The sequence below is a fragment of the Methylophaga marina genome, from assembly GCF_030296755.1.
GTDB classification, from domain to species: domain Bacteria; phylum Pseudomonadota; class Gammaproteobacteria; order Nitrosococcales; family Methylophagaceae; genus Methylophaga; species Methylophaga marina.
On the sequence record NZ_AP027741.1, the window covers coordinates 2,711,070 to 2,732,500 of the forward strand.

Here is a 21,431-nt window from a genome sequence, read left to right on the forward strand (position 1 = left end):
TTGTTTTTTCTTGCATCATTCAATCTTTGGTAATATGATACGATATATCATTAATTGTGAGGTTAAGATGAAAGATAATATCGCTATCGCCTGTTCAGGATTGTGTCTGCTGCATTGCTTAGCGACACCGATAATCATCAGTTTGGCTTTATTTGGTGCTGCAAGTAGTGCATTTGAATCACCTTGGGTGCATTTAGTGTTATTGATCCCCGTCATCATTTTAGCGCTATTGAGTTTGCCTTTTTCATACATACAGCACGGTAGTTATTTACCCATGACTTTAGTGAGCTTGGGCATTAGCGCCTTAGTTTCAACCTTTTTCTTACCAGAACAATATGAGTTCTGGATCACCGTTCCGGCAGCACTTTTCATTATGAGTGGGCACTTCTGGAATCGCCAATTAATCACAAAAAACGTGCAGATGATGGAGCCTAGCAATGGATGAGAAAGCACTACTGGCTATGTCAGATGATGACTATATGAATGAAGAGCAATTAGCTTTCTTTGATGCCAGATTGGTTGAATTACGACAAGAGACATTAGACGAAATTGAAGCCTCAAAACAAGAGATTAACTATGGCAGAGTCAGCGATGTGTCTGATAGAGCCACACTCGAAGAAGAGGCGCAGATAGCATTAAGACTGGCAGACCGTAAACGTCAGCTTATTCCTAAAATTGATAAAGCCCGGCAGCGAATACGTCAAGGAGAGTATGGCTATTGTCTGGAAAGCGGTGATCCTATTGGTATAAAACGCTTACTGATTAGGCCCACAGCGGAATACAGCACGGATATCAAGAACATAAATGAAAAAAGAGAACGACGTTATGAAGACAAACGATAATCGACTGCCGGTAACTGTTTTATCTGGTTTTTTAGGGGCAGGTAAAACGACCGTACTCAACCACATTCTGAATAATCGTGAAGGTAGAAAAGTGGCGGTTATTGTGAATGATATGAGTGAAATCAATATTGATGCACAACAGCTTAACAATGAAGTTGATTTCAATCGTGCTGAAGAAAAGCTGGTGGAAATGAGTAACGGCTGCATTTGCTGCACTTTGCGTGAAGATTTGTTAATTGAAGTCAAACGTCTGGCAGATGAAGGCCGTTTTGATTATCTCGTGATTGAATCAACTGGCATTTCAGAACCCTTACCCATAGCAGAAACGTTCACGTTTGCGGATGAAGAGGGTGAGAGTCTCTCTACCATAGCTCGTCTGGATACCATGGTCACGGTGGTCGATGCTATCAACTTTTTGAAAGATTTTCGTGAAGCTGAACTTCTTCAAGATAAAGGTGAGCATCTCGGTGAGGAAGACATGCGAAGTGTGGCCGATCTGCTGATTGAGCAGGTTGAGTTTTGTGATGTCATTCTTGTTAGCAAGACTGACTTATGCAAAAAAGAGGATCTGGAAGAGTTGACTTCAATATTGAGAAGTCTGAATACACTAGCAGACATTATTCCCTTAGAACACGGAAAAGTGTCGCTGGACAAAGTCTTGGCTACGCATAAGTTTGATTTTGAGAAAGCCTCACAAGCACCAGGCTGGTTAAAAGAGGCCAGGGGTGAGCACGTACCTGAAACCGAAGAATATGGCATCAGTAGTTTTTCATATGTCGCACGTAAGCCATTTCATCCTGAGAAGTTTTATCACTTTTTGCATCAGGATTGGCCTGACGGTAAGTTGATTCGTTCCAAAGGCTATTTCTGGTTAGCCAGCCGTCCACAATTTGCTGGTCACTGGAGTCAAGCTGGTGGTATTGCTCATCACGGTTTTGCTGGCATGTTTTGGAAAGCCGTGCCAGAAGATCGCTGGCCTGAAGATGAAGAGTCTAGAGAAGTCATCATGGAACATTGGCAAGAACCATTTGGTGACATGCGTCAGGAGTTAGTCTTTATTGGCCAGAACCTGAATGAGTCACAAGTTAAAGAGCAGCTTGATGCCTGCTTATTAACAGATGAGGAACTGCTCGCAGGCAAAGCTCTATGGCAGACATTACCTGATCCTTTTCCTTCATGGCAATCACAATGACAGCATTAGCAATCAACAAAACCGAATCAATTAATCACATTAAGTATGCATCAGATACCATTGATTTAGCAGATATTTATGATCAGTTCGTGAATCTGGTTGTTTGGCAAAGACAACTGAATGCGGCCATAACAGAAGATGTGTCCGCTTTACTCAATACCCACACCAGCTTTGCATTCCGAGCGGTACTTAAACCCTCTGAAGTTCATGAATGGTTGAGAGGCTCTTTAAAGCAGCAGGCATACACTGCTTTAGAAAATGACATCGCCTCCATAGCGGAAATCTTTGCAGACTTATTTGATTTGAGTCATGTAGGCTTGCGACTGGAGTTATTGAATAAAACAATGTGTCCACGCTTTCATGTCGATAAATTAATGTGTCGGTTGGTTTCTACCTATGCGGGAAATACCACGCAATGGTTAACTGAAGATAATGTTGACAGAACCAAGCTGGGTGCTGGAGCCAATGGTCTGCCAGATGAAACGTCGGGCATATATATCAACGAAGAAGCGATTCAACAGGCTTCTCCTGGTGATGTTTTATTGATGAAAGGGCAGGCATGGCCGAACTCATCATTGCCAGCACTGGTGCATCGATCGCCATCGGCTTCGGCCCTTTCACCACGTTTACTGCTCGGTATAGACTTTGCCTGAGCGAGGAATACTAGTGATTTTATATGGTGCATTACAGAGTGGATGGGTTAACTGTTAAAATTCCGTTATCATTAGTCGCTCATCAATGATGATAGCGAGTGATGAACCTTACTCTCCAAAGTGACGATATGGATACAAAAAAAGCAATTAATCAAGCCGAAAAAAGTTGTATTGAACATGGAGGCAAGCTAACACCCAAGCGTAAGGTGGTCCTGGAGCTTTTACTAGAAAACGCTCAGCCACAGTCAGCCTATGAACTTGCTGATTTGTATCAACGTAAAATGGGTGAAAAAATACCAGCTATGTCAGTGTACAGAATGCTGGAATTTCTTATTGAGCAAGGCTTAGTGCATAAGTTGGCTTCAACGAATAAGTTTCTGGCCTGCTCACACATCACGTGTAATCACAAACACGAAACACCGCAGTTTCTGATTTGTGACAATTGCCAATCCGTGAGTGAAGTGGGTATTGATACCAAGCTGATAGAAGCCTTGGAAAAAAGCATTCAACAGAATCATTTCCAGCTTAATAGCCCACAGTTAGAACTTCACGGCTTGTGTGAAAACTGCCAAACCAAATAAAACCCAGAAAGACTGGGTTTTATTTGGTGTACATAATGATATGATACATCACTATTTTACGATTGATTCTCATTAAAAACTGCCTCGAGGAACCGAATTAGACATGCTAGAAGTCAGTAATTTAAACAAGTTTTATGGAAAAAATCATGCGGTTAATGATTTAAATTTTACTGTCGCTTCAGGTGAAATTCTATGTCTTCTTGGAGCAAACGGTGCAGGAAAAACAACTACACTCAATATGTTACTGGGTTTTATTAAACCTGATTCTGGAAGCGCGATTTTAGATGGGTTGGATATGTATTACCAGCGTTCGGCTTGCCGCGAACAGATGATGTATATCCCAGAAAATGTGCATCTCTATCCTAGTTTCACTGCAATAGAAAATATCGCCTATCTAGCTGAACTCGCCAAAATGCGTGTCAGTGATGGTGAGATTAAAGATGTTTTAATCAGAACTGGCATCACAGAAAATCAACTTGATCGCAAAGTTGGCAGCTTCTCTAAAGGCATGCGCCAAAAAGTGGCTATTGCCTTTGCTTTACTCAAGCACGCCAAACTGGTGTTGATGGACGAACCCACTTCAGGCCTTGATCCTGTCGCAACACAAGAGTTTATCGATGTGGTTAACACCATTAAAGAACGGGGCACAGCGGTATTGATTGTGACGCATGACTTGCTCTGTGCACATCAGCTATCTGATCACATCGGCATTATGAGTCAGGGGCAGTTAAAACAATTCATAAAAAACGAACAACTGACGTTACCTGATCTAACAGAACACTATTTCAACCAATTTTCAGCTTAAAGGTTTTACTGTGAAAAAAACCTTATAACCAGCCTCGTCTTATCAGCATTATTTCCTGTCGGAGTCTTGGCTGATGAGAGCTCATCGGCAACAATTTCTCCCATGATTGTGGTGGGCGATGCGCCAGATTATAGCGATACGAATTTAGCAGGATCTGTCGATAGTATTTCACGTGAGGAATTGGCTCAAAGTCACATCAATAACACGATGGAATTATTCACCAAAGTCCCCGGCGTTTATTTTGCTCGTTATAACCAAGGCATTATTAATACCGATATCGGTATACGTGGATTTGCTGCTGAAGGTTCATCACCACATGCTAAGTTACTGATTGATGGTATCCCTACCAATTTACACAATGGTTACAGTGAAATGGATCAGTTATTTCCTGGAGATATCAGTAATATCACCGTCTTCAAAGGCACCAGTGATCCACGTTATGGTTTGTTGAATGTTGCTGGTAATTACAACATCGAAACACGTTCAGATTTAGGGCGTGAAGTACAAGTTACTGCAGGCAGTTATAACGCGCGTGAAGTACAAGCCTATGTGGGAGAACAAACCGGAAAGTTGAGACATAATTATTTCTTTGGTTACCGTCAATCTGATGGTTATCGTGATAATTTTGAGCTGGATAAATATTCTGTCTCTGGTCGTTGGTTTTATGATTTTTCAGATGATACCTCCTTAGGCTTGATTGTTCGTGCGTCAGACTATGATGCCGATGCCCCAGGCTACTTAACGCAAGAAGAGGCTAGAAAACACCCAACTCGCTCAGCAAGCTATGCCAGACAAGATGGTGGTGATAAAAACACACAATCCTATAGTTTGCACTTTGACCATGCTTTTTCCGATAGTGTGGACTGGTCGTTAAAGTCCTACTTTAATCATTATGAAAGAGAGCGTTGGGTCAGATTTACTGCAGGTGACTCCTTACAAAATCGTTATGATGATCAAGATCATTATGGCGTTATTTCTTCTCTTAACTGGCAGTTAAACCGTGATTGGACACTGAACTGGGAGTGAATGTAGAGAAACAGAAGGTCATCGAGCAACGATTTGGCACAGTTAATAACGCTCGGCAACGTGATAACTCAAATGTACTCAGAGATTATGAGTTCGATTTTATCAACTACGGTAGTTATTTAGAGCTAGCCAATACACCATTAGATTGGTTTGCCTGGAATGTGGCAATTCGAGCAGACAGATTTACTGGTGATGGTAAATTTGCCGGTACGAAGAGAGATATTTATGATTTTGGCACCATAATGCAGCCAAAATTAAACTTGTTCTTTTACCCATCAGACAGCGTTACCGTATTTGCAAACTATGGCAGAAGTTTCCAAACGCCAACGAGTGCAGCAGCCTATACCGCAGGTGATCGCTCGGAGCGTGATGTTTCGTTGAATGATGGCTGGGAAGTGGGCACTAAATGGTTGGCACTCGATAGTCTGGAATTACGTTTATCGTATTGGCAACAGAAAGCCAGTGATGAATATGTCACTATTGACAATACCTCACAAAATGTTGGTGAAACCATGCGAAAAGGTCTGGACTTTGGCTTTAATTGGGGAGTAACTGACCTCGTCACGCTTTGGGGTAATTTTACTACTGCGGATTCTGAGATTCGTACAGAAGGTGAGAATAAGGGGAATGAATTACGTAGTATTCCTTCTTACACTGCCTCGATGGGAGTGAGTTATCAAGTGACCCCAGCCGTTACTTGGCGAGTGCATTATGATGCTCAGGCTAGTGCTTATGTAAATAAAGCCAATGATGGAGGCAAGTACGGTAAGTTTAATCTGGTTAATACCAGTGTTTACTACGATGCTGGCTGGGGAACGATTAATCTGCAAGTAAATAACTTGTTCAACGAATATTATGAATATGTCTATGATAATTCTCAGAATGGTTCAGACATTAATTATTCTCCTGGTGATGGTATCAATGCCTCTGTTTCTGTCCTGTATCGCTTTTAATGGGTGTGGACATGCTTTTTACGATAGCGCGTCACGAGTTAGTGGAGCAATGGCGTCATAAAACGCTGAAAATTTTATTACCCCTGATGCTTATGTTGACTGTGCTAGTGGCTTTTAGCCACTGGCAACAGCAGCAAGATTTTATTGCGGTACAACAACAATGGCAGGAAACCAATGATGCCAAGTGGGAAGCTCAGCCGGACCGTCACCCGCACCGAGCTGCACATTATGGTGCCATGGTGTTTCGTGTTATCTCACCATTAAGTTTCATTGATGCTGGAGTAAACCCATTTGTGGGTAATGTGTTGTTTTTAGAAGCACATCGACAAAACAGCAGTCAGTTTAAGCAATATCTAAGTAGCCATAGCTATATGCAGTTGGGTTATTTATCTGGCGCAACACTGATATTGGTCGTCTGGCCTTTAGTGTTGATTGCCTTAGCTTATAAAAGTATCAGTGGTGAGCGTCAGCAGGGCACATTACGACAGGTAATTGCGCTTGGCGTCAGTTTTCGTCAACTGATTGTCGGCAAAGCATTAGCGTTCTTATTTATTTCACTACTCTTTCTGGCACTGGTCTTTTCTGTGGCCGCAATGTTTTTGGTGCTGGGCGAGGCAAGTGGCGATGTTTATGCACGCTTTGCCATGTTATTTTCACTGTATTTTCTGTATTGCATGATATGGATCGGTCTGACTTTATTGGTATCGACCTTAGCACAAGGGAATAATCAGAGCCTATCCTCATCTCTATTACTGTGGCTGGTGATGGTAGTGGTGTTACCAAAGCTGGCTTATGCGGTAGCAGAGTGGCGTTATCCTTTACCGGATAAAGCAGTGTTTGATATTCAAACAACACAAGCTGTTGCCAAAGTCGGGGACTCTCACGATCCTGATGATCCGTATTTCAATGATTTCCGAGAGAAAACACTACAAGCGTATGGCGTTGATCGTGTTGAAGACTTGCCTGTGAATTGGAAGGGATTGTTGATGCAGGAAGGTGAGAGAATTACCAGTGAAGTCTTTGAGCAGCAATATGAGCAGCTTTTAGCTCAGATAGCCAAACAAAATGCCTGGGTTTCTGGTTTGTCCCTAATATCGCCTTACCTGGTAACGAGTCGACTATCCAACCAACTCAGTGGTACCAGTTATGAGCATATCAGAGAGTTCGAACAAGCAGCTGAAGCCTACCGTTATCAATTAATTCAGTCTTTGAATGATATCCATATCCATGAAGTCGATCTGGCTAAGGACCGTGAGACACGTATATCTCAGTCACATTGGTCTGAACTGGCCAAGTTTGATTATGAAGCGACGAAGTTAAAACAAGAATGGCCAACCATGGCCGCTTCTGTTGCCGTTATTATGGTTTGGTTCCTGTGTTTGTTGGCGGCCATTACTCTTACCAGACCGAAGGTGAGTCTATGAATCTGTTTGCTATTGAAATGAAACTGTTTTGGGCGAACAGGCTAAATAAATGGTTGTTGTTGACCTATCTTGTTGCAGGCGTTGTTGCCATTAGTCTAAGTCAGGTCACCTATGAGCGTGAATTAGAGCATTATCAGTTGGCTGAAACTTTTTATCAGAATGAGATTGAGCACTATCAAGAGCAGTTTGATAAACAACAATTACAGCTTGGCTATATGGGCTATTACTTATTTCATCCTGTTGCTCAGCTACCGCAGGCATGGTCAGCCTTGTTTCGGGGGCAACGTGATGAGTCTGCCAATCATTTACGTGTCAGATTGTTAGGTCTACAGAGTCAGGTGAATGCTAACGCGCTTGGCAATACTGACGCTCAGCGTTTTGGTCAATTTGATTTATCCTTTTTATGGTTATACCTGATGCCACTATTGATTGGCGCAATGACTATCAATCTATTGGCCGATGAAAAAAGTAGTGGTCGTTGGCCAATGTTAGTGGCTCAGGTATCGAAGGGTACACAGTTAATTTTCAGAAAGATGGCTGTACCCGCTTTGATGGTATTGACCGTCAATGTGACTTTATTGGTGTTAGCCACATGGATGACATCGGTCACAATAGATAGCAGTTGGTTGGCAGTCTTACTACAAGTTGTTTTGTATCAACTGTGTTGGTGGCTGATTTGTGGCTGGATTGTATTTTTGAATAAAGAAGCCAGTTTCAATTATCTGTCACTCATTAGTATTTGGCTGGTGTTTACATTTATTGTGCCGGGTATGGCTTATCTCTATCAAATTCAACAACAAGAAGCTGGGAAAGATGCAGCGATCGTGTTTGAGCAGCGTCAATATATGAATGATAGCTGGGATAAAGATAAGAAAGCTGACTTTGAGGCTTATCTCGCGAAGTTTCCACAATGGACGCCTACCGCCCCGTTGGGTGATGAATTTGACTGGCGTTGGTATTACGGGCAGCAGCAGATGAGTGATGTCGTGGTTAGTGATCTAGTCGAAAAACGTTACCAGAGTCAGTTAGCCAGTCACCAGCAAGGCCAGGCTTTTTCATGGTTTTCCCCAGTAATGACAATGCAATACAGTTTTAATCGCTTGGCGAATAGCGATATGTTGGCGAATGTTGATTTCAATCAGCAAGTTGCAGAGTATCAACAGTCATTACGTGATTTCTTCTGGTCATTTTATTTCTTCGATACCGCTTTTGAAAAAACAGATTTTGCTGATATCCCCAGTTTTAATTACCAGCCTGATAATGCTGCATTTATCTGGCAGGGTTCTCTGAAACTGTTGTTACTGAGTTTGGTGTTTGGGGTGTTACTGTGGCGCAAGGTAAGCGCTTTTCATGAACGCTGACACCATGCAGCCAATTCCGACAAATATCATCACCGGTTTTTTGGGAGTAGGGAAAACAACGGCGATTATGTCCTTACTCAAGAAAAAGCCAGAAACTGAGAGGTGGGCCGTTCTGGTGAATGAGTTTGGCGAGGTGGGGCTGGATAAAGCGTTGCTATCGTCAGATTCTTCAGAATCTGATGGCTTAATTATCAAAGAAGTACCGGGCGGATGCATGTGCTGCACGGCAGGCTTACCTGTCACCGTAGCGTTAAATCAGATCCTACGGGAAGTGCAGCCAGATAGGTTATTGATTGAACCTAGTGGCCTCGGTCATCCTAAAGAAGTATTGGATATCCTCACAAGCAGGCAATATCGAGACTGGATTGATTTAGCGGCGACCATTACCTTAGTCGATGCTCGTCATTTTAGTGATGAGCGTTACATCACTCATGAGATATTTTTGCAGCAATTAGAAGTGGCCGATCTGATTGTCGTGAATAAGTATGATGATCAGCAACAAGCAGACTTAGTATCAATGCAGAATTTTCTCCATCAGTTCGATTCTCATTGCACACCTACGCATCATACAGAATGGGGGAGCTACCACTTTCATTTCTGGATAAGCCTTCTTCATTCAAACGCGCTGTTTGGCAAAAGGTGCCCGAGCCCAAACAGGATCAGAAAAGTAATCAACAGGCTGAAAGTGGCCCGGATATTTATGAACATCAGGATGATGGTTGGCAAAGCCTTGGTTTTCGTTTCGACAATACGTATCAATTTGATGAGTCGGCTTTATTACAGTTTTGCCGTGAATCGGAAGTAGAACGGCTCAAAGCGGTTGTCAGTACCGAGATGGGCACACTTTTTATCAATCAGGTCTACACTGAGCTTCATTTTAGCCAAAATTCGGTGCCAGTGAAGGAGAGCCTGATCGAGTTTATTAGTGCGACACCGTTTTCATCAGTGGCCATCCAAGCTGCTTTATCAGACTGTGTTATCAAGCGTCAGTGAGGTTTTATGTATTCTTGTATCAAAAACGCCCGTGCCTTTGACCCTGTTCAGAATTGGAATGGCGAGATTCGTGATATCTGGTTCAAAGAGGACAGAATTTCTGACACACCAGACTTAGAGCAACAGCAGAAAGCCAGCATTTATGATGTGAAGGGTGATATTGTGATGGCCGGTGGCATTGATATACACAGTCATATTGCTGGAGGTAACGTCAACACAGCTCGGTTATTGCTGCCAGAGCAGCATCGTAATCATTTGATGCGACAAGCTGTCACACCTTTCTCTAATGCGCGCTGGTCGTCGTTCGAAACCGGTTATAAATACACTGAGATGGGCTATAGCATGGTTGTTGAACCAGCGATGTTGCCTGTTAATGCACCACAAGTGCATGCCGAATTTGCTGATATTCCCATTATTGATACGGCGGCTTTAGCCATCCTAGGTAGTGATGATTTATTGGTGAGTTTAATCCGTGCTGGTGCGGGCCAGTCACAAATTAATGATTATGTGGCCTGGACGCTACATAAAACAAAAGCCCTAGGCTTAAAAGTGATTAACGCCGGTGGATCACAAGCATTTAAAGAGGGTGCAGAAACCTTTGATTTAGATGATGTTTTAAGTGATTACGGCATTTCGTCACGTCAGTTATTACAAACCTTGCAGACTGCTGCTGTACAGACTGGATTACCACATCCTGTTCACGTTCATTGTAATAATTTGGGAACGCCAGGCAACATCCAGACGATTGTCGATACGATGGAAGCGGCGCAAGGATTGCCAATGCATTTAGCGCATGTGCAGTTTTATGGCTATGGCAATGAAGGTAAGTTTGGTTTTTCTTCCGCTGCAGCTCAGTTGATGGCAGCATTTAATCGTTATCCGAATATTACGATGGATGTCGGGCAGGTGCTATTTGGTCAAACGGTGACTTTGTCAGCTGACGTCATGGCACAGTTTGCTCGTCGTGGCGATGCCAGTCCCAATAAATGGCACGTCTGGCATGCAGAGAATGAGGGCAGTGGTGGTATCGTGCCTTATCAATACAAACAAACCAGCTTTGTGAATGGCTTGCAGTGGGCGATTGGCCTGGAGATATTTTTACTATCAGAAGATCCATGGCGATTATTTTTTACTACTGATCATCCAAATGGTGCGCCATTTACCCGTTATCCAGACTTATTACATTTATTAATGAGTTATGAGTATCGCATGGCTTGTTTGGAAAATCTGCATCCTGAAATCACCGAAATGACCTTATTAAAAGATCTGAAAAAAGAATTCAGTTTGTATGAGATAGCGATTATGACCCGAGCGGCGCCTGCCCGTTTACTGGGGCAGAATGACAGAGGGACGTTACAACCAGGGTCAAGAGCTGACATTGCTGTTTATCGTGAACAAGACGACAAATCGATTATGTTCCGCCATGCTGAAAAAGTGTTTAAAAATGGTGAGCTTGTACTGAATGATGGTCGAGTAACACAACGCACTAATGGCAGTACTGTCACCGCTTCTGTTGGTTTTAATCAGGAAATTGAACAGACGGTGCAAGATTATTTTGATCGTTTCTACACAATGAAACTCAGTCATTACGGTATCACTGATGCCTTTATGGAAGAGCAGCGCAGAGATTATTTAGCAACTCAGTTATCAGGCCAACATTCAGCCTGAGCTGAATAAAAAGGGCATGGTGTGATGCCATGCCCTTTGATTTTTGTCTTTAGAAGTCTAAACGCAAGCCAGCAAATACCGTTCTTGGTGCACCGACAGAGATGCGGTAATCACCACCAGAAGCGGTGTAATACTCTTCATCGGTGATATTCTTCACACCTAAATCCACTCTGAGCGTTGAATTGCCAATCGCTGGGAAGTAATACCAAATCCCTGCATCAACCAATGTGTAGTCGCCCAAGTCGAAGCTGTGCTCGCTATCACCATAGCGATTACCCACATGAGTAATACCACCCCCCATACCAAAACCACTCAGAGGATGATCGGCTCCCTGGAATTCATAACTCGTCCATAGATTGGCGGTATGCTCTGGTACATTTCTAGGACGGTTACCATTGGTGTCAGTGTCTTCACTGACAATCTCAGCATCCAGTAAGCCAAGTGATGCCCGGATATTCCAGCCACGGACGGGGCTACCAGCAAGGCTGAATTCGACACCATTGGTCTCAATGCCTCCGGTTAATTCGGCTTCACCATTGACACTTTCATAGACATTGTCTTGTTTTATATCAAAATATGCCATCGTCAGCAGTAGTCTGTCATCAAACGTTGACCATTTCACACCGGCTTCATATTGTCGGCCTTGCTGTGGTGACAACTCAGTTTGTTGCTGCTGACCGGTATAAATATTTTGCGCCATGAACGTATCAGCATAAGAGGTATATTAAAGAGACTTCTGGAATAACATTCCAGACAATTCCGGCACTTTTGGTAAATTTGCTATCACGTGGAGTATCTGCTGTGATGACGGCACCGGAACTGAGTATGCGACGTTCAAAGTCTGCAGAATAAAATTCTTCGCGTAAGCCTAGGGTGATGGTGATGTCATCAGATGGTTTCATATCAAGTTGAGCAAAGGGGCCATATGACTTCATATTGACATCACGATCATCTCGACTTGCTGTCGTAATATCATTGATTAAGCCATAACTGTTTGGATTGGTGACGGTACCACCAGTTTGATCGCTACCGGCAAAGTTGATCCATTCTTCGTCTTGCTTGTGATATTCAACACCCGTTACAAGCTTCATTGGCAGGAATAAATCAAATTCTCCCCGGGCCTGTAAACGAGCGAAGAAAGTATTTAACTCACGGTCTATGTTGCCTTGAACCCCTCGTGTTATTGTTCCATCGCTTGCTACACCCCCTACTTCAACATGAGTATCGTCCGCTTTTTCACTGTTGTAAAACAGTTTAGACTCAATATTCCAGCCGCTTTGTTTGATAGGAAAAACGGTATCAATTTCTATGAGGTTGGATTCCACTTCATTAAAGCTGAAGCCGGCATCATAGCTTGTATCACTTGAAACATCCGCAATGGTTCGTTTGCCATTGGCCAGCGGAACCGTAATAACACCACGGTCAAATGATCGTTTTTCTTTGCTGTATTCATAATTTACATTGATATATTCGCCTTGATCACCAAACCAAGAAAGCGAGGTGGATAAAAAGCGTCTGTCGATATCTGAGTTGTCGCGAAAAGTCTCACTGTCTTCCCATGAACCGGTGACGCGGTATGCCAGATTATCGCTATCAGCGATTGCCCCTGTAGAGTCAAACACTGCACGGCGCTGACCATGCTCATCAAAGCTGGTAGAAAGATGATGTTCATTCTCTAACTGGGGTTTTTTAGTGATAATGTTAACAAGACCACCGGGCATCATTTGTCCTATATCTGCCACGGGGCCTTTGATAATTTGAATATTGTCCACAGTTGCCGGATCAATACGTCTGTTTGTTTTGAGGCGAACGCCATTACGATAAATATCAGCAGGCCGTCTGAATCCTCTAATCAGATAGTCTTCTCGTGTGCCACCATAACCATCGGAGTTGACCACATTAGGTGCCAGCTTATAGACATCTTCCATTTCACGTGCTTGTGAATCCAAAAGTAATTGTTCTGGAATAATATCGACACTGCGGGCCACTTCGGTGATATCTTTAGCTGTGCGAACTCCTGTTTTTACTTCACGACTGTCATAACGAAATTGTGGTGTGCCCATGACCATTAAGGCATCTAACTCCACTGATTGAGAATGATTATCTAGCGTGACATTTTGTTGTTGCTTTGGCGACGGGATTTTTTGTAAATAATAGCTATTATCGGCAGATTTGATATACCTTAATCCCGTACCGGCCAGAATTATTTCTAAGCCTTGTTCAGTATTGAAATCACCAGATAAGCCTGAGCTATATTTTCCAGTCGTCAGGGTGGCATCTGCTGAGAGTAAAATACCTGAACGGCTGGCAAACTGGGTTAATACAGTGGCTAAATTTCCTTGTTGAATTTCATAATGCTGTTCAATATTGTTGGCATAAACGGTAAGGGGCTGATAGAGCAAACTACTACTCAGCACAATTGAACTTAATAATAGTTGGCGAGTTTTACGTCGTTTGTTCAATAGTGCTTTTGTGCTTTGTTGATTTCTCATTTTTTCCTCATCTGCTTTAGTGTCTTTACTAGCTATGCCGGATAGCAGAAGGAAAAGGGAAGTAAATCGTAAAAAAGTTAATGTCTTTTATCGATACGCCATACTTTTTTGTTGACCTGCCAGATATGAACGGGCAGAGACGTTTCAACCGCTGTTAATACTCTAGGTATATTGTTGATGGGATAACTGCCCATGAGTCGAAAGCTATTGAGTTCGTCTGGACAGATTATCACCGGCTCTTGATAACGATTTATCTCAGCAATAAACTCACATAAAGGTATGTCATTGGCGAGTAAAATGCCTTTGGTCCAAGCTTCCTTGATTGGATCCACAGGTAATGTATCTTTGAGTATGGTTTGTTGATTAAATAGGGTTTGTTTGCCTGCGGGCGTAATGGTCGATGTCGTTTGATGGTTGGGCTCTGTTTTCACTGCACCGTCGAAGACACTCAACGTGGTTTTCTGATTGTCATATTGCACGTTAAAGCGTGTTCCTAATGCAGTGAGCCGGCCATCTTCTGTATCAACCAGCAGGGGACGGTGTTGGTAGGCCGTATCGGGGCCACTACTAATGAATACCTCACCTTGCAGCAAATTGATTTGACGTAAATCAACACTGAACTGTGTTTCCACTTTACTATTGGTGTTAAGCCAAAGTTGAGTGCCATCGGCAAGTGTAATCTGACGTGTTTCCCCAATGGCTGTTGCGTACTGTGTTTTATCGCTTGTTACAGGATAAAGTGTAAAAACAGACAGCGTGATCAATGAGACGATGACCAGAATAGCGATACTAAAAATAGACGTTGTTCTAGAGGTTCCTGACTTGGCAGTTGTCCGCCTTAGAACGTAATGAGATGTGGATGAGTTTGCTGCCTGATTAAAACCGGTCTGAATCGCTTCTATCTGTTCCCAAGCAAGTTGATGGGCAGGATCGAGGGATAACCAATCACGCCAGTTTTGTTGTTCTTCGGCACTGACATTTTCACCCTGTAAAATCGCAAACCACTGAGAGGCTTGCTGTAATACCTTATCTTCAAGCAAGAGCTGACTTTCTGGGCGCATTTTACGGTTTGGCGTTTTTAAGGCGTAAGCACTGGAACATGGCCTCTGCCATATAGGTTTTGATTGTTCGTTCAGACACGGCCAGTTTTTCAGCGATTTGTCGGTAAGTGCAACCTTCTAACTGAGACAAAATAAAAGTATCGCGGACTGGCTTTTTCATACTATCCAGTAAGGCGATTAATTCCAGTAATGTATCTATTGTAATGGCCCGATGTTCTTCTGACGGACTGAACTCTTCCGGATATAAAGCCAGTGCTTCAAGATAAGTTTGTTCGACCCGTTTTCGGCGCCAGTAATCATTCAGCAGACCATGTGCGATGGTAGTTAAATATGCACGAGGTTGTTTCAAATCTGTTATTTTCTCAGGTTTGAGAATCAATCTGACAAAAGTGGATTGCACTAAATCAAGAGCTAGATCATCACATTGCAGCTTGTTTTTTAACCAACGATGTAACCAGCTTTTATGTTCTGTGTATAAAGCGGTGACATCCTTATCTTGTTGATAGGTGAGATTGCTCAAAATCGGCCTTAATGTAAATGTGAATTATTATCATTATTTAATAAGGCGCGATGACTGTCAAACAGGAAATGTTTTCATGCGTTCTAGTGTTTTGTGGATGTTGCAGGTGAAATTCGATATACAGCACCAGCATCAGTGCTGATGATTAAAGCGCCATCGGGTGCTTCAATGACGTTGCGAATTCTGCTGGAGAGCGTGTCTAATAAACGCTGTTCGTCAACAACTTGATTGTTCTCATTAAGGCTGACAATATTTAAATGTTGTAAGCTGAGTGCGCCTGAAATGAGTTTACCTTGCCATTCAGGAAACAAGGTACTCTGATATTGAATAAGGCTGCTGGGGGCGATAGATGGAATATAGGTTTTCACTGGTTGTTCCATACCATCCTGATGTGTGCCATGGCCGACGGAAAGTGGCGCCCAGTATTCTTTGCCGTAAGAAATTTCTGGCCATCCGTAGTTTTTACCGGCTTCGATTAAATTGATCTCATCACCACCGCGTGGTCCATGTTCAATTTCCCACAGTTGTTGAGTTTGTTGGTTATAAAATAAACCTTGAGGATTGCGGTGGCCATAGCTCCAAATTTCAGGCAGAGCCTTGTCTTGACCGACAAATGGATTATCAGATGCTGCAGTGCCATCCATATTCAATCGTAAAATGCTGCCGGCATGAGTCATTAAATTTTGCCCGTTTGGACGCTCACCACGATCACCCACAGACAGGAAAATATGACCTTGACCATCAAAAGTAATACGACCACCATAATGGACGTCGTTGCCTGTACGAGATTGAGTCACCAGCAATTCTTGCCAGTCGATGAGTTTATTGTTATCCAGTTTAGCTCTGGCGAGGGTAGTAGCGCCTTTGCCATCGACATCTTTGGCATAACTGAAATAAATCCAGCCTGTTTTATCAAAGTCTGGCGCGTGTTTAACATCAAACAGACCGCCTTGACCCTCTACCAAAATATCCTCAGGTAAGCCTTGGATTTCCGTTGTTTGGTGTGTGTCAAAATCGTATTGAAATAACTGACCCTCGCGACTGGTAATAAGTAGGGTTTTGTTATTCAGATAATCCATTCCCCAACCAAGAGAAATATCTGTTGTTAACTTTTCGATGGTCAGGTCTTTATCCCGAGTGATATCTGCAGCAATAAACTGGCTACTGAAAACAAGGGCAAACGCGGAGAGTGTCTTGGCGAGTTTCACTGTCATTTCCTTATTAATTGACTATGAACTACATGAGAGCATTGAACAGCCGGGTTTGTTCCTGGCCCAGTCAGGGCGTTTAGCAGCGTATTGTTCATATTGAGGTTGCTCATCATAGGGATGGCGCATCACATCTAATAGTTCGTTTATGAGACTGGGATCACCTTGCTCAGCCTTATCAATGGCCAGCTGTGACAAATAATTACGCAACACATATTTCGGGTTGATCGCATTCATTTTGCTCTGTCGCTTGTCATCGCTGATACCGTCTTCCTCAACACGACCAAGATAGGTTCTTAGCCATTGTGCGATATCTTCTTTGTCTGCTTGAGTCAATGCATCCGGTGAGTAAAAAGCCACCATGATAGGCGAAAGAATCTCATCATCGGTTTTGTCTTTATCTTCGATGCGGACATCAGCTAAATGCCTATAGAATAGGGTCATATCGGTTTCGGTGAGCTGCATGATACGATTCAGTTCTTGATGTAACTCTTCATCAGCTGCGTTAAACGCAGCTAAGCCTAATTTATCTGCCCGCATTTGTTGCCATTTATCCGTGTAGAGCGTGACATAGTCGTTCAGAATGTTTCTCAAGGCTTCAGCATCCTCTATTAAAGGATAGATAGCGTTGGCCATTTGTAATAGGTTCCACTGAGCAATTTGTGGCTGAGCACCAAAGCGATAACGTTTGCCGGTAGCATCAGTGGTATTTGGGGTCCAGTTAGGATCGTAGTCATCAATCCAACCATAAGGGCCATAGTCAATGGTGAGACCAAGAACAGACGTGTTATCAGTATTAAAAACACCATGCACAAAACCGACTCGCATCCAGTCCACCACCATATCGGCTGTGCGTTCACACACTTCTTGGAACCAGTCTAAATAGGTTTGCTTACCTGGTGCACCTAAGTGGGGGAAAAAAGACTCGATGGTGTAATCAACCAGTGTTTTTAAGGTTTTAATATCGCTTTGGGCACTGAAGATTTCGTAACTGCCGAGACGTAGAAACGATGGGGCAACCCGACACACCACAGCACCGGGTTCGCTTTGTGGCCGTCCATCGTAAAACATATCCCGAATGACTTCGTCACCAGTCGTTATCAGGCTTAATGCACGAGTGGTCGGCACGCCAAGATGGTACATGGCTTCACTACATAAAAATTCTCGCACCGAAGAACGTAACACAGCAAGACCATCAGCAGAGCGTGAGTAAGGGGTTTCACCAGAGCCTTTAAGTTGTATGCTCCAACGTTGACCCGACTCACCGATGATTTCACCAAGATTGATCGCTCGACCATCACCCAGTTGACCAGCCCAATTGCCAAATTGGTGACCACCATAACATTGGGCATGAGGCTGCATGCCTCTGAGTTTCTGATTGCCTACAAAGACGTTTGTAAATAACCCACTTTGACAATCCTCATAACTCAAGCCAAGTTCCTGAGCCATCTCAGTTGAATAAGCCAGCAGCGTAGGGGATGTGGCTGTCCTTGGTGTGACGTATGAATAACAAGCTCCCAACACTTGTCGCCGGAAATTTTTTGTTTCTGGATCGGCGGGTAAACGCTGAACAAATTGATTATCAAACTGCCAGTTCAGCAGACCATTAGTAAAGTTGGTTTCAGTTGTCTGTGTCATGACACCATTACATCAAAATTAGCCGATACAGAAAACCTGTTAAAAGTATTGTTAATAGACGTTTATCTAATTCAGCTGTGGATTGAATTCTACAGCCGGATTCCAGATACGTTGCCACACCCAACGCACGCCATCCCGTCGATAACTCTGGCTTGGAAACCGGTTTGGCGTAACGGGCATAAACCGTTGCTGTTGTTTTTCGGCAATTTGAAAGCGGAAAAAATAACTCGGCTCCATACCCATACGTAAATCTGAAGCAATCACTTGATTACCTTGCAACTCAAGTTTGAATAAACCACGGGTGAACCAGTTGATGCGTTTATAGCTTGGATAATGATCTACCTTATCGATGAGTTCGGCACCACGTGGGTATGTCTTCAAAATGATGGGCTGATTCCCTTCTAATAAAGAGTGGAACCCTTCGTAGTAATGAGCATCATTGACAGCAATAACTCGCCACAAAAGCGTGTTAAAGGCCGTTGCTGAAACTTGCATGTGGTCAATCTCGATACCTTGTTCTTTGAAAGCCGTTTCAGCTTCGTGTTCCACCCACTGCTGAGCAAATATTCCCCACGTCAGATATAAGCAACTAAAGCCAAAAGCATAATGCATCAGTTTTTGACTAAATGTTTTATCAGGAGAAAGTAACACCGTCAAAATACCTATCAATAGGGGGATAGAGTAAGCGGGGTCGATAATAAACACGCTGCCGCCAGAGACCGGGCTTGGCATGAGCGGCCAGAATAACTGTGTGCCATAGACGGTGAGGCCATCAAGAGCGGAATGAGTTGTCAAAGCTAACCAGGTAAGGAGAAACCATGTAAGGTAGCTAAACGTTTTATTACGGTCGAAACGATGGAATAACATGGCTAGTAAAGGGGCAACAGCTGTCTGTACAAACCAGGAATGTGTCCAGCTACGATGTAAAGTCATGGACGCTAAATCGTTTTCATGAGGAATGAAAATATCTAAATCAGGTAATACAGCTATTGCTGCTCCCCATAACACCGCTTTTCGTGGGGCTTTTTTGCCCGCGACCATATATCCTACGGCGCTACCGAGTAAAGCTTGTGTTACTGTATCCATCTGATTTCTTTAACCTTAAAGTAAATGAGTCAATGACTGTGTGATTTGATGCTTAATCAAGTGTTGCGGGAAGAAATTCCCTACGCTACATTCAACTGCTTTAAATGATATCTCTAACCGCTGAATTCAAGACCCTGAGCTCAACATGAAAAAAAACGCCCCTTTAAGACCAGTCTCTCAAGCAGAAATTCAACCCATTGTGAATGCATTAAACGCTGGTCAGTTAGCTATAGCAGAATCCATGTCGAAGAAATTGTTAAAGCAGTTTCCCAATGCGTTTGTTTTACATAACCTCTATGGCAATGCGCTTGCGGGACAAAATAAAACCAAAGAGGCTGTCGACGCTTTTCGCAAAGCGATAAAAATTGATCCAAGTATTGCTGAGATGCATTTTAATGTGGCAGCGCTGCTGACCAATATGAATCGTCATGAAGAAGCCATTCAAAGTTATAAAAAAGCCGTTAGTATCAAGCCTGGTTTGGTCGACGCTTATTATAATATGGGCATAGCTCATCAAGCCTTAAAACAATATCCCCAAGCAAGCCAGAATTATCAAAAAGCGATCGATCTGGAACCTGGCTTTTATGAAGCCATAGTGAACTTGGGGGTTGTTTTACAAGAGCAGGGCATGTTGGTAGAAGCTATCGACTCATACAAGCGGGCATTGACTATTCATTCGGATGCTCAGATTTATTTCAACCTAGGCACAGCCTACAAAAACCAAGGCAAATTAGGTGAAGCCATTACTGCGTATAACAAAGCATTAGAACTTAACCCGAATTATGCTGATGTGCATCGTAGTGTGGGTGAAGTTTTACGTGATCAAGGCCGCTATGAAGAATCCGTTGCTGCCTATAAACGGGCCTTAGAACTCAATCCTGATTTACCGATGGCAAACTATAGTTTGGCGGTTTACCTTTATGATAGTGGTGATTTGCAGGGTGCCTTGGAGCATTTTCAGCGCTCACAATATGCTGACTGGCAGGAGCGATCCTTATATTGTCTGTATAAAACAGGGCAATTTGAGGAGTTTAAAAACGGGCTTGATGCATTAAAACGCAGTAAAGATAACTCGCCATTTTTAGCCACACTGGCTGGTCATTATGCTGAAAACTTCGGCACCGAGAACGATTACAACTTCTGTAAAAACCCATTGGATTTTGTCTTTCATACCGAAATCCCGGAGTTGAAAAACAATAGTGAATTTCTGAATCAACTCCTGAATGATATTGATACTTGTGATGTGGATGAAAAGTCGCAGGGAAGACTCTATAACGGTGTGCAGTCTTCTGGGAATTTATTTAAACGCCCTGAAGCTTCCTTCCGACAATTGGCTGAATATGTCGCTCAAGCAGTGGAACGGTATCGTCAAACATTTGCAGGTGAAAACTGCCAGTTTGTGAAAGGGTTTCCTAAAACTACCGAGTTCGCCAGCTCCTGGTATGTGAAAATGAAAAGTGGTGGTCATCTCACTTCTCATATTCACGAAGAAGGCTGGGTCAGCGGTTCGCTGTATTTGTCATTACCAAAAAATAAACAGCACGAACATGAAGGTAGTATTGAGCTAAGCACGCATGGCGACGACTACCCCAAAAAACACGACAATTTCCCCACCAAAACCATTGCCCCGGAAGTCGGCGACCTGGTGATGTTTCCCTCATCCTGTTTCCATCGCACCATTCCATTCAGCTCAGATGAAGAACGTATTTGTATTGCGTTTGATTTGAAGCCAATGTGAATTGAATAAATAAAGCCAAAAGGATATTGCGCAATGCAAAAACAACTACTATCACCTAGCAGAATCCTTGAAGGTCTTCTGTTTTTACTTTTTGTTGTTTCGCCTTTCTATATTACGTCGAGTATAGGCGGTACCGGGTTTGACTTACCTTTTAATATTACGGTCTGGTTGGCTGCAACGTTGGTTATTG

20 protein-coding genes are annotated in these 21,431 nt (G+C 43.1%); 13 read left to right on the top strand and 7 right to left on the bottom strand.

What is annotated here, in order from left to right; genetic code table 11:
• Positions 1-67 precede the first annotated feature (67 nt).
• The 12 genes from QUE24_RS13730 (at position 68) to QUE24_RS13785 (ending at position 11,498) form a co-directional block, all read left to right on the top strand.
• The gene (locus QUE24_RS13730; protein WP_286304361.1) at positions 68-445 is read left to right on the top strand and encodes a MerC domain-containing protein; all 378 of its coding nucleotides are present in this window, start codon (positions 68-70) and stop codon (positions 443-445) included.
• On the top strand, positions 438-842 hold the full coding sequence (locus tag QUE24_RS13735; RefSeq protein ID WP_286304362.1) for a TraR/DksA C4-type zinc finger protein: 405 nt from the start codon (positions 438-440) through the stop codon (positions 840-842). The genes QUE24_RS13730 and QUE24_RS13735 overlap by 8 nt, the downstream gene beginning before the upstream one ends.
• On the top strand, positions 826-2,034 hold the full coding sequence (gene zigA / locus QUE24_RS13740) for a zinc metallochaperone GTPase ZigA (RefSeq protein WP_286304363.1): 1,209 nt from the start codon (positions 826-828) through the stop codon (positions 2,032-2,034). Before QUE24_RS13735 ends, zigA begins: the two co-directional genes overlap by 17 nt.
• Entirely contained in the window at positions 2,031-2,687 is a 657-nt protein-coding gene (locus QUE24_RS13745) for a DUF1826 domain-containing protein (RefSeq protein ID WP_286304364.1), read from the top strand. Before zigA ends, QUE24_RS13745 begins: the two co-directional genes overlap by 4 nt.
• Positions 2,688-2,815: 128 nt before the next feature.
• Complete coding sequence (locus tag QUE24_RS13750; RefSeq protein ID WP_286304365.1) at positions 2,816-3,268, top strand: Fur family transcriptional regulator; 453 nt, start codon at positions 2,816-2,818, stop codon at positions 3,266-3,268.
• Positions 3,269-3,371: 103 nt separating this feature from the next.
• The gene (locus tag QUE24_RS13755) at positions 3,372-4,073 is read left to right on the top strand and encodes an ABC transporter ATP-binding protein (RefSeq protein WP_286304366.1); all 702 of its coding nucleotides are present in this window, start codon (positions 3,372-3,374) and stop codon (positions 4,071-4,073) included.
• 66 nt (positions 4,074-4,139) lie between these two features.
• Complete coding sequence (locus tag QUE24_RS13760; RefSeq protein WP_286304367.1) at positions 4,140-5,099, top strand: TonB-dependent receptor plug domain-containing protein; 960 nt, start codon at positions 4,140-4,142, stop codon at positions 5,097-5,099.
• Positions 5,096-6,052: a TonB-dependent receptor domain-containing protein gene (locus QUE24_RS13765; protein ID WP_286304368.1), complete on the top strand. Its 957-nt coding sequence runs from the start codon at positions 5,096-5,098 to the stop codon at positions 6,050-6,052. Before QUE24_RS13760 ends, QUE24_RS13765 begins: the two co-directional genes overlap by 4 nt.
• Positions 6,053-6,063: 11 nt before the next feature.
• Positions 6,064-7,476 carry an ABC transporter permease gene (locus tag QUE24_RS13770; protein WP_286304369.1) on the top strand — a complete coding sequence of 471 codons (1,413 nt, stop codon included), beginning with the start codon at positions 6,064-6,066 and terminating at the stop codon, positions 7,474-7,476.
• Positions 7,473-8,837 (top strand): DUF3526 domain-containing protein, encoded by a 1,365-nt coding sequence (locus tag QUE24_RS13775; RefSeq protein ID WP_286304370.1) that lies wholly within the window; start codon positions 7,473-7,475, stop codon positions 8,835-8,837. Before QUE24_RS13770 ends, QUE24_RS13775 begins: the two co-directional genes overlap by 4 nt.
• Positions 8,827-9,642 (top strand): CobW family GTP-binding protein, encoded by an 816-nt coding sequence (locus QUE24_RS13780; protein ID WP_286304371.1) that lies wholly within the window; start codon positions 8,827-8,829, stop codon positions 9,640-9,642. Before QUE24_RS13775 ends, QUE24_RS13780 begins: the two co-directional genes overlap by 11 nt.
• 194 nt (positions 9,643-9,836) lie before the next feature.
• Positions 9,837-11,498 carry a formylmethanofuran dehydrogenase subunit A gene (locus QUE24_RS13785; protein WP_286304372.1) on the top strand — a complete coding sequence of 554 codons (1,662 nt, stop codon included), beginning with the start codon at positions 9,837-9,839 and terminating at the stop codon, positions 11,496-11,498.
• 49 nt (positions 11,499-11,547) lie between these two features.
• On the opposite strand, the gene QUE24_RS13790 is transcribed toward QUE24_RS13785, so the two are convergent.
• The 7 genes from QUE24_RS13790 to QUE24_RS13820 all read right to left on the bottom strand — a co-directional run bounded on the left by QUE24_RS13790 (position 11,548) and on the right by QUE24_RS13820 (position 19,503).
• Positions 11,548-12,198, bottom strand: a complete 651-nt coding sequence (locus tag QUE24_RS13790) for a TonB-dependent siderophore receptor (RefSeq protein ID WP_286304373.1) — start codon at positions 12,196-12,198, stop codon at positions 11,548-11,550.
• Between the two features lie 7 nt (positions 12,199-12,205).
• A complete protein-coding gene (locus QUE24_RS13795) occupies positions 12,206-13,990 on the bottom strand; it encodes a TonB-dependent receptor (RefSeq protein WP_286304374.1) in 1,785 nt (594 codons plus the stop codon).
• Between the two features lie 77 nt (positions 13,991-14,067).
• Complete coding sequence (locus QUE24_RS13800; protein WP_286304375.1) at positions 14,068-15,051, bottom strand: FecR domain-containing protein; 984 nt, start codon at positions 15,049-15,051, stop codon at positions 14,068-14,070.
• 1 nt (position 15,052) lies between these two features.
• Positions 15,053-15,571: a sigma-70 family RNA polymerase sigma factor gene (locus QUE24_RS13805; RefSeq protein ID WP_286304376.1), complete on the bottom strand. Its 519-nt coding sequence runs from the start codon at positions 15,569-15,571 to the stop codon at positions 15,053-15,055.
• 83 nt (positions 15,572-15,654) lie between these two features.
• Positions 15,655-16,779, bottom strand: a complete 1,125-nt coding sequence (locus QUE24_RS13810; RefSeq protein WP_286304377.1) for a PQQ-dependent sugar dehydrogenase — start codon at positions 16,777-16,779, stop codon at positions 15,655-15,657.
• 21 nt (positions 16,780-16,800) lie between these two features.
• Positions 16,801-18,417, bottom strand: coding sequence for a protein adenylyltransferase SelO (locus QUE24_RS13815; protein WP_286304378.1), 1,617 nt, complete (start codon positions 18,415-18,417; stop codon positions 16,801-16,803).
• Between the two features lie 66 nt (positions 18,418-18,483).
• The gene (locus QUE24_RS13820) at positions 18,484-19,503 is read right to left on the bottom strand and encodes a metal-dependent hydrolase (RefSeq protein WP_286304379.1); all 1,020 of its coding nucleotides are present in this window, start codon (positions 19,501-19,503) and stop codon (positions 18,484-18,486) included.
• Between the two features lie 145 nt (positions 19,504-19,648).
• Between QUE24_RS13820 and QUE24_RS13825 the strand changes: the two genes are divergently transcribed.
• Entirely contained in the window at positions 19,649-21,241 is a 1,593-nt protein-coding gene (locus QUE24_RS13825; RefSeq protein ID WP_286304380.1) for a tetratricopeptide repeat protein, read from the top strand.
• Positions 21,242-21,431: the final 190 nt, after the last annotated feature.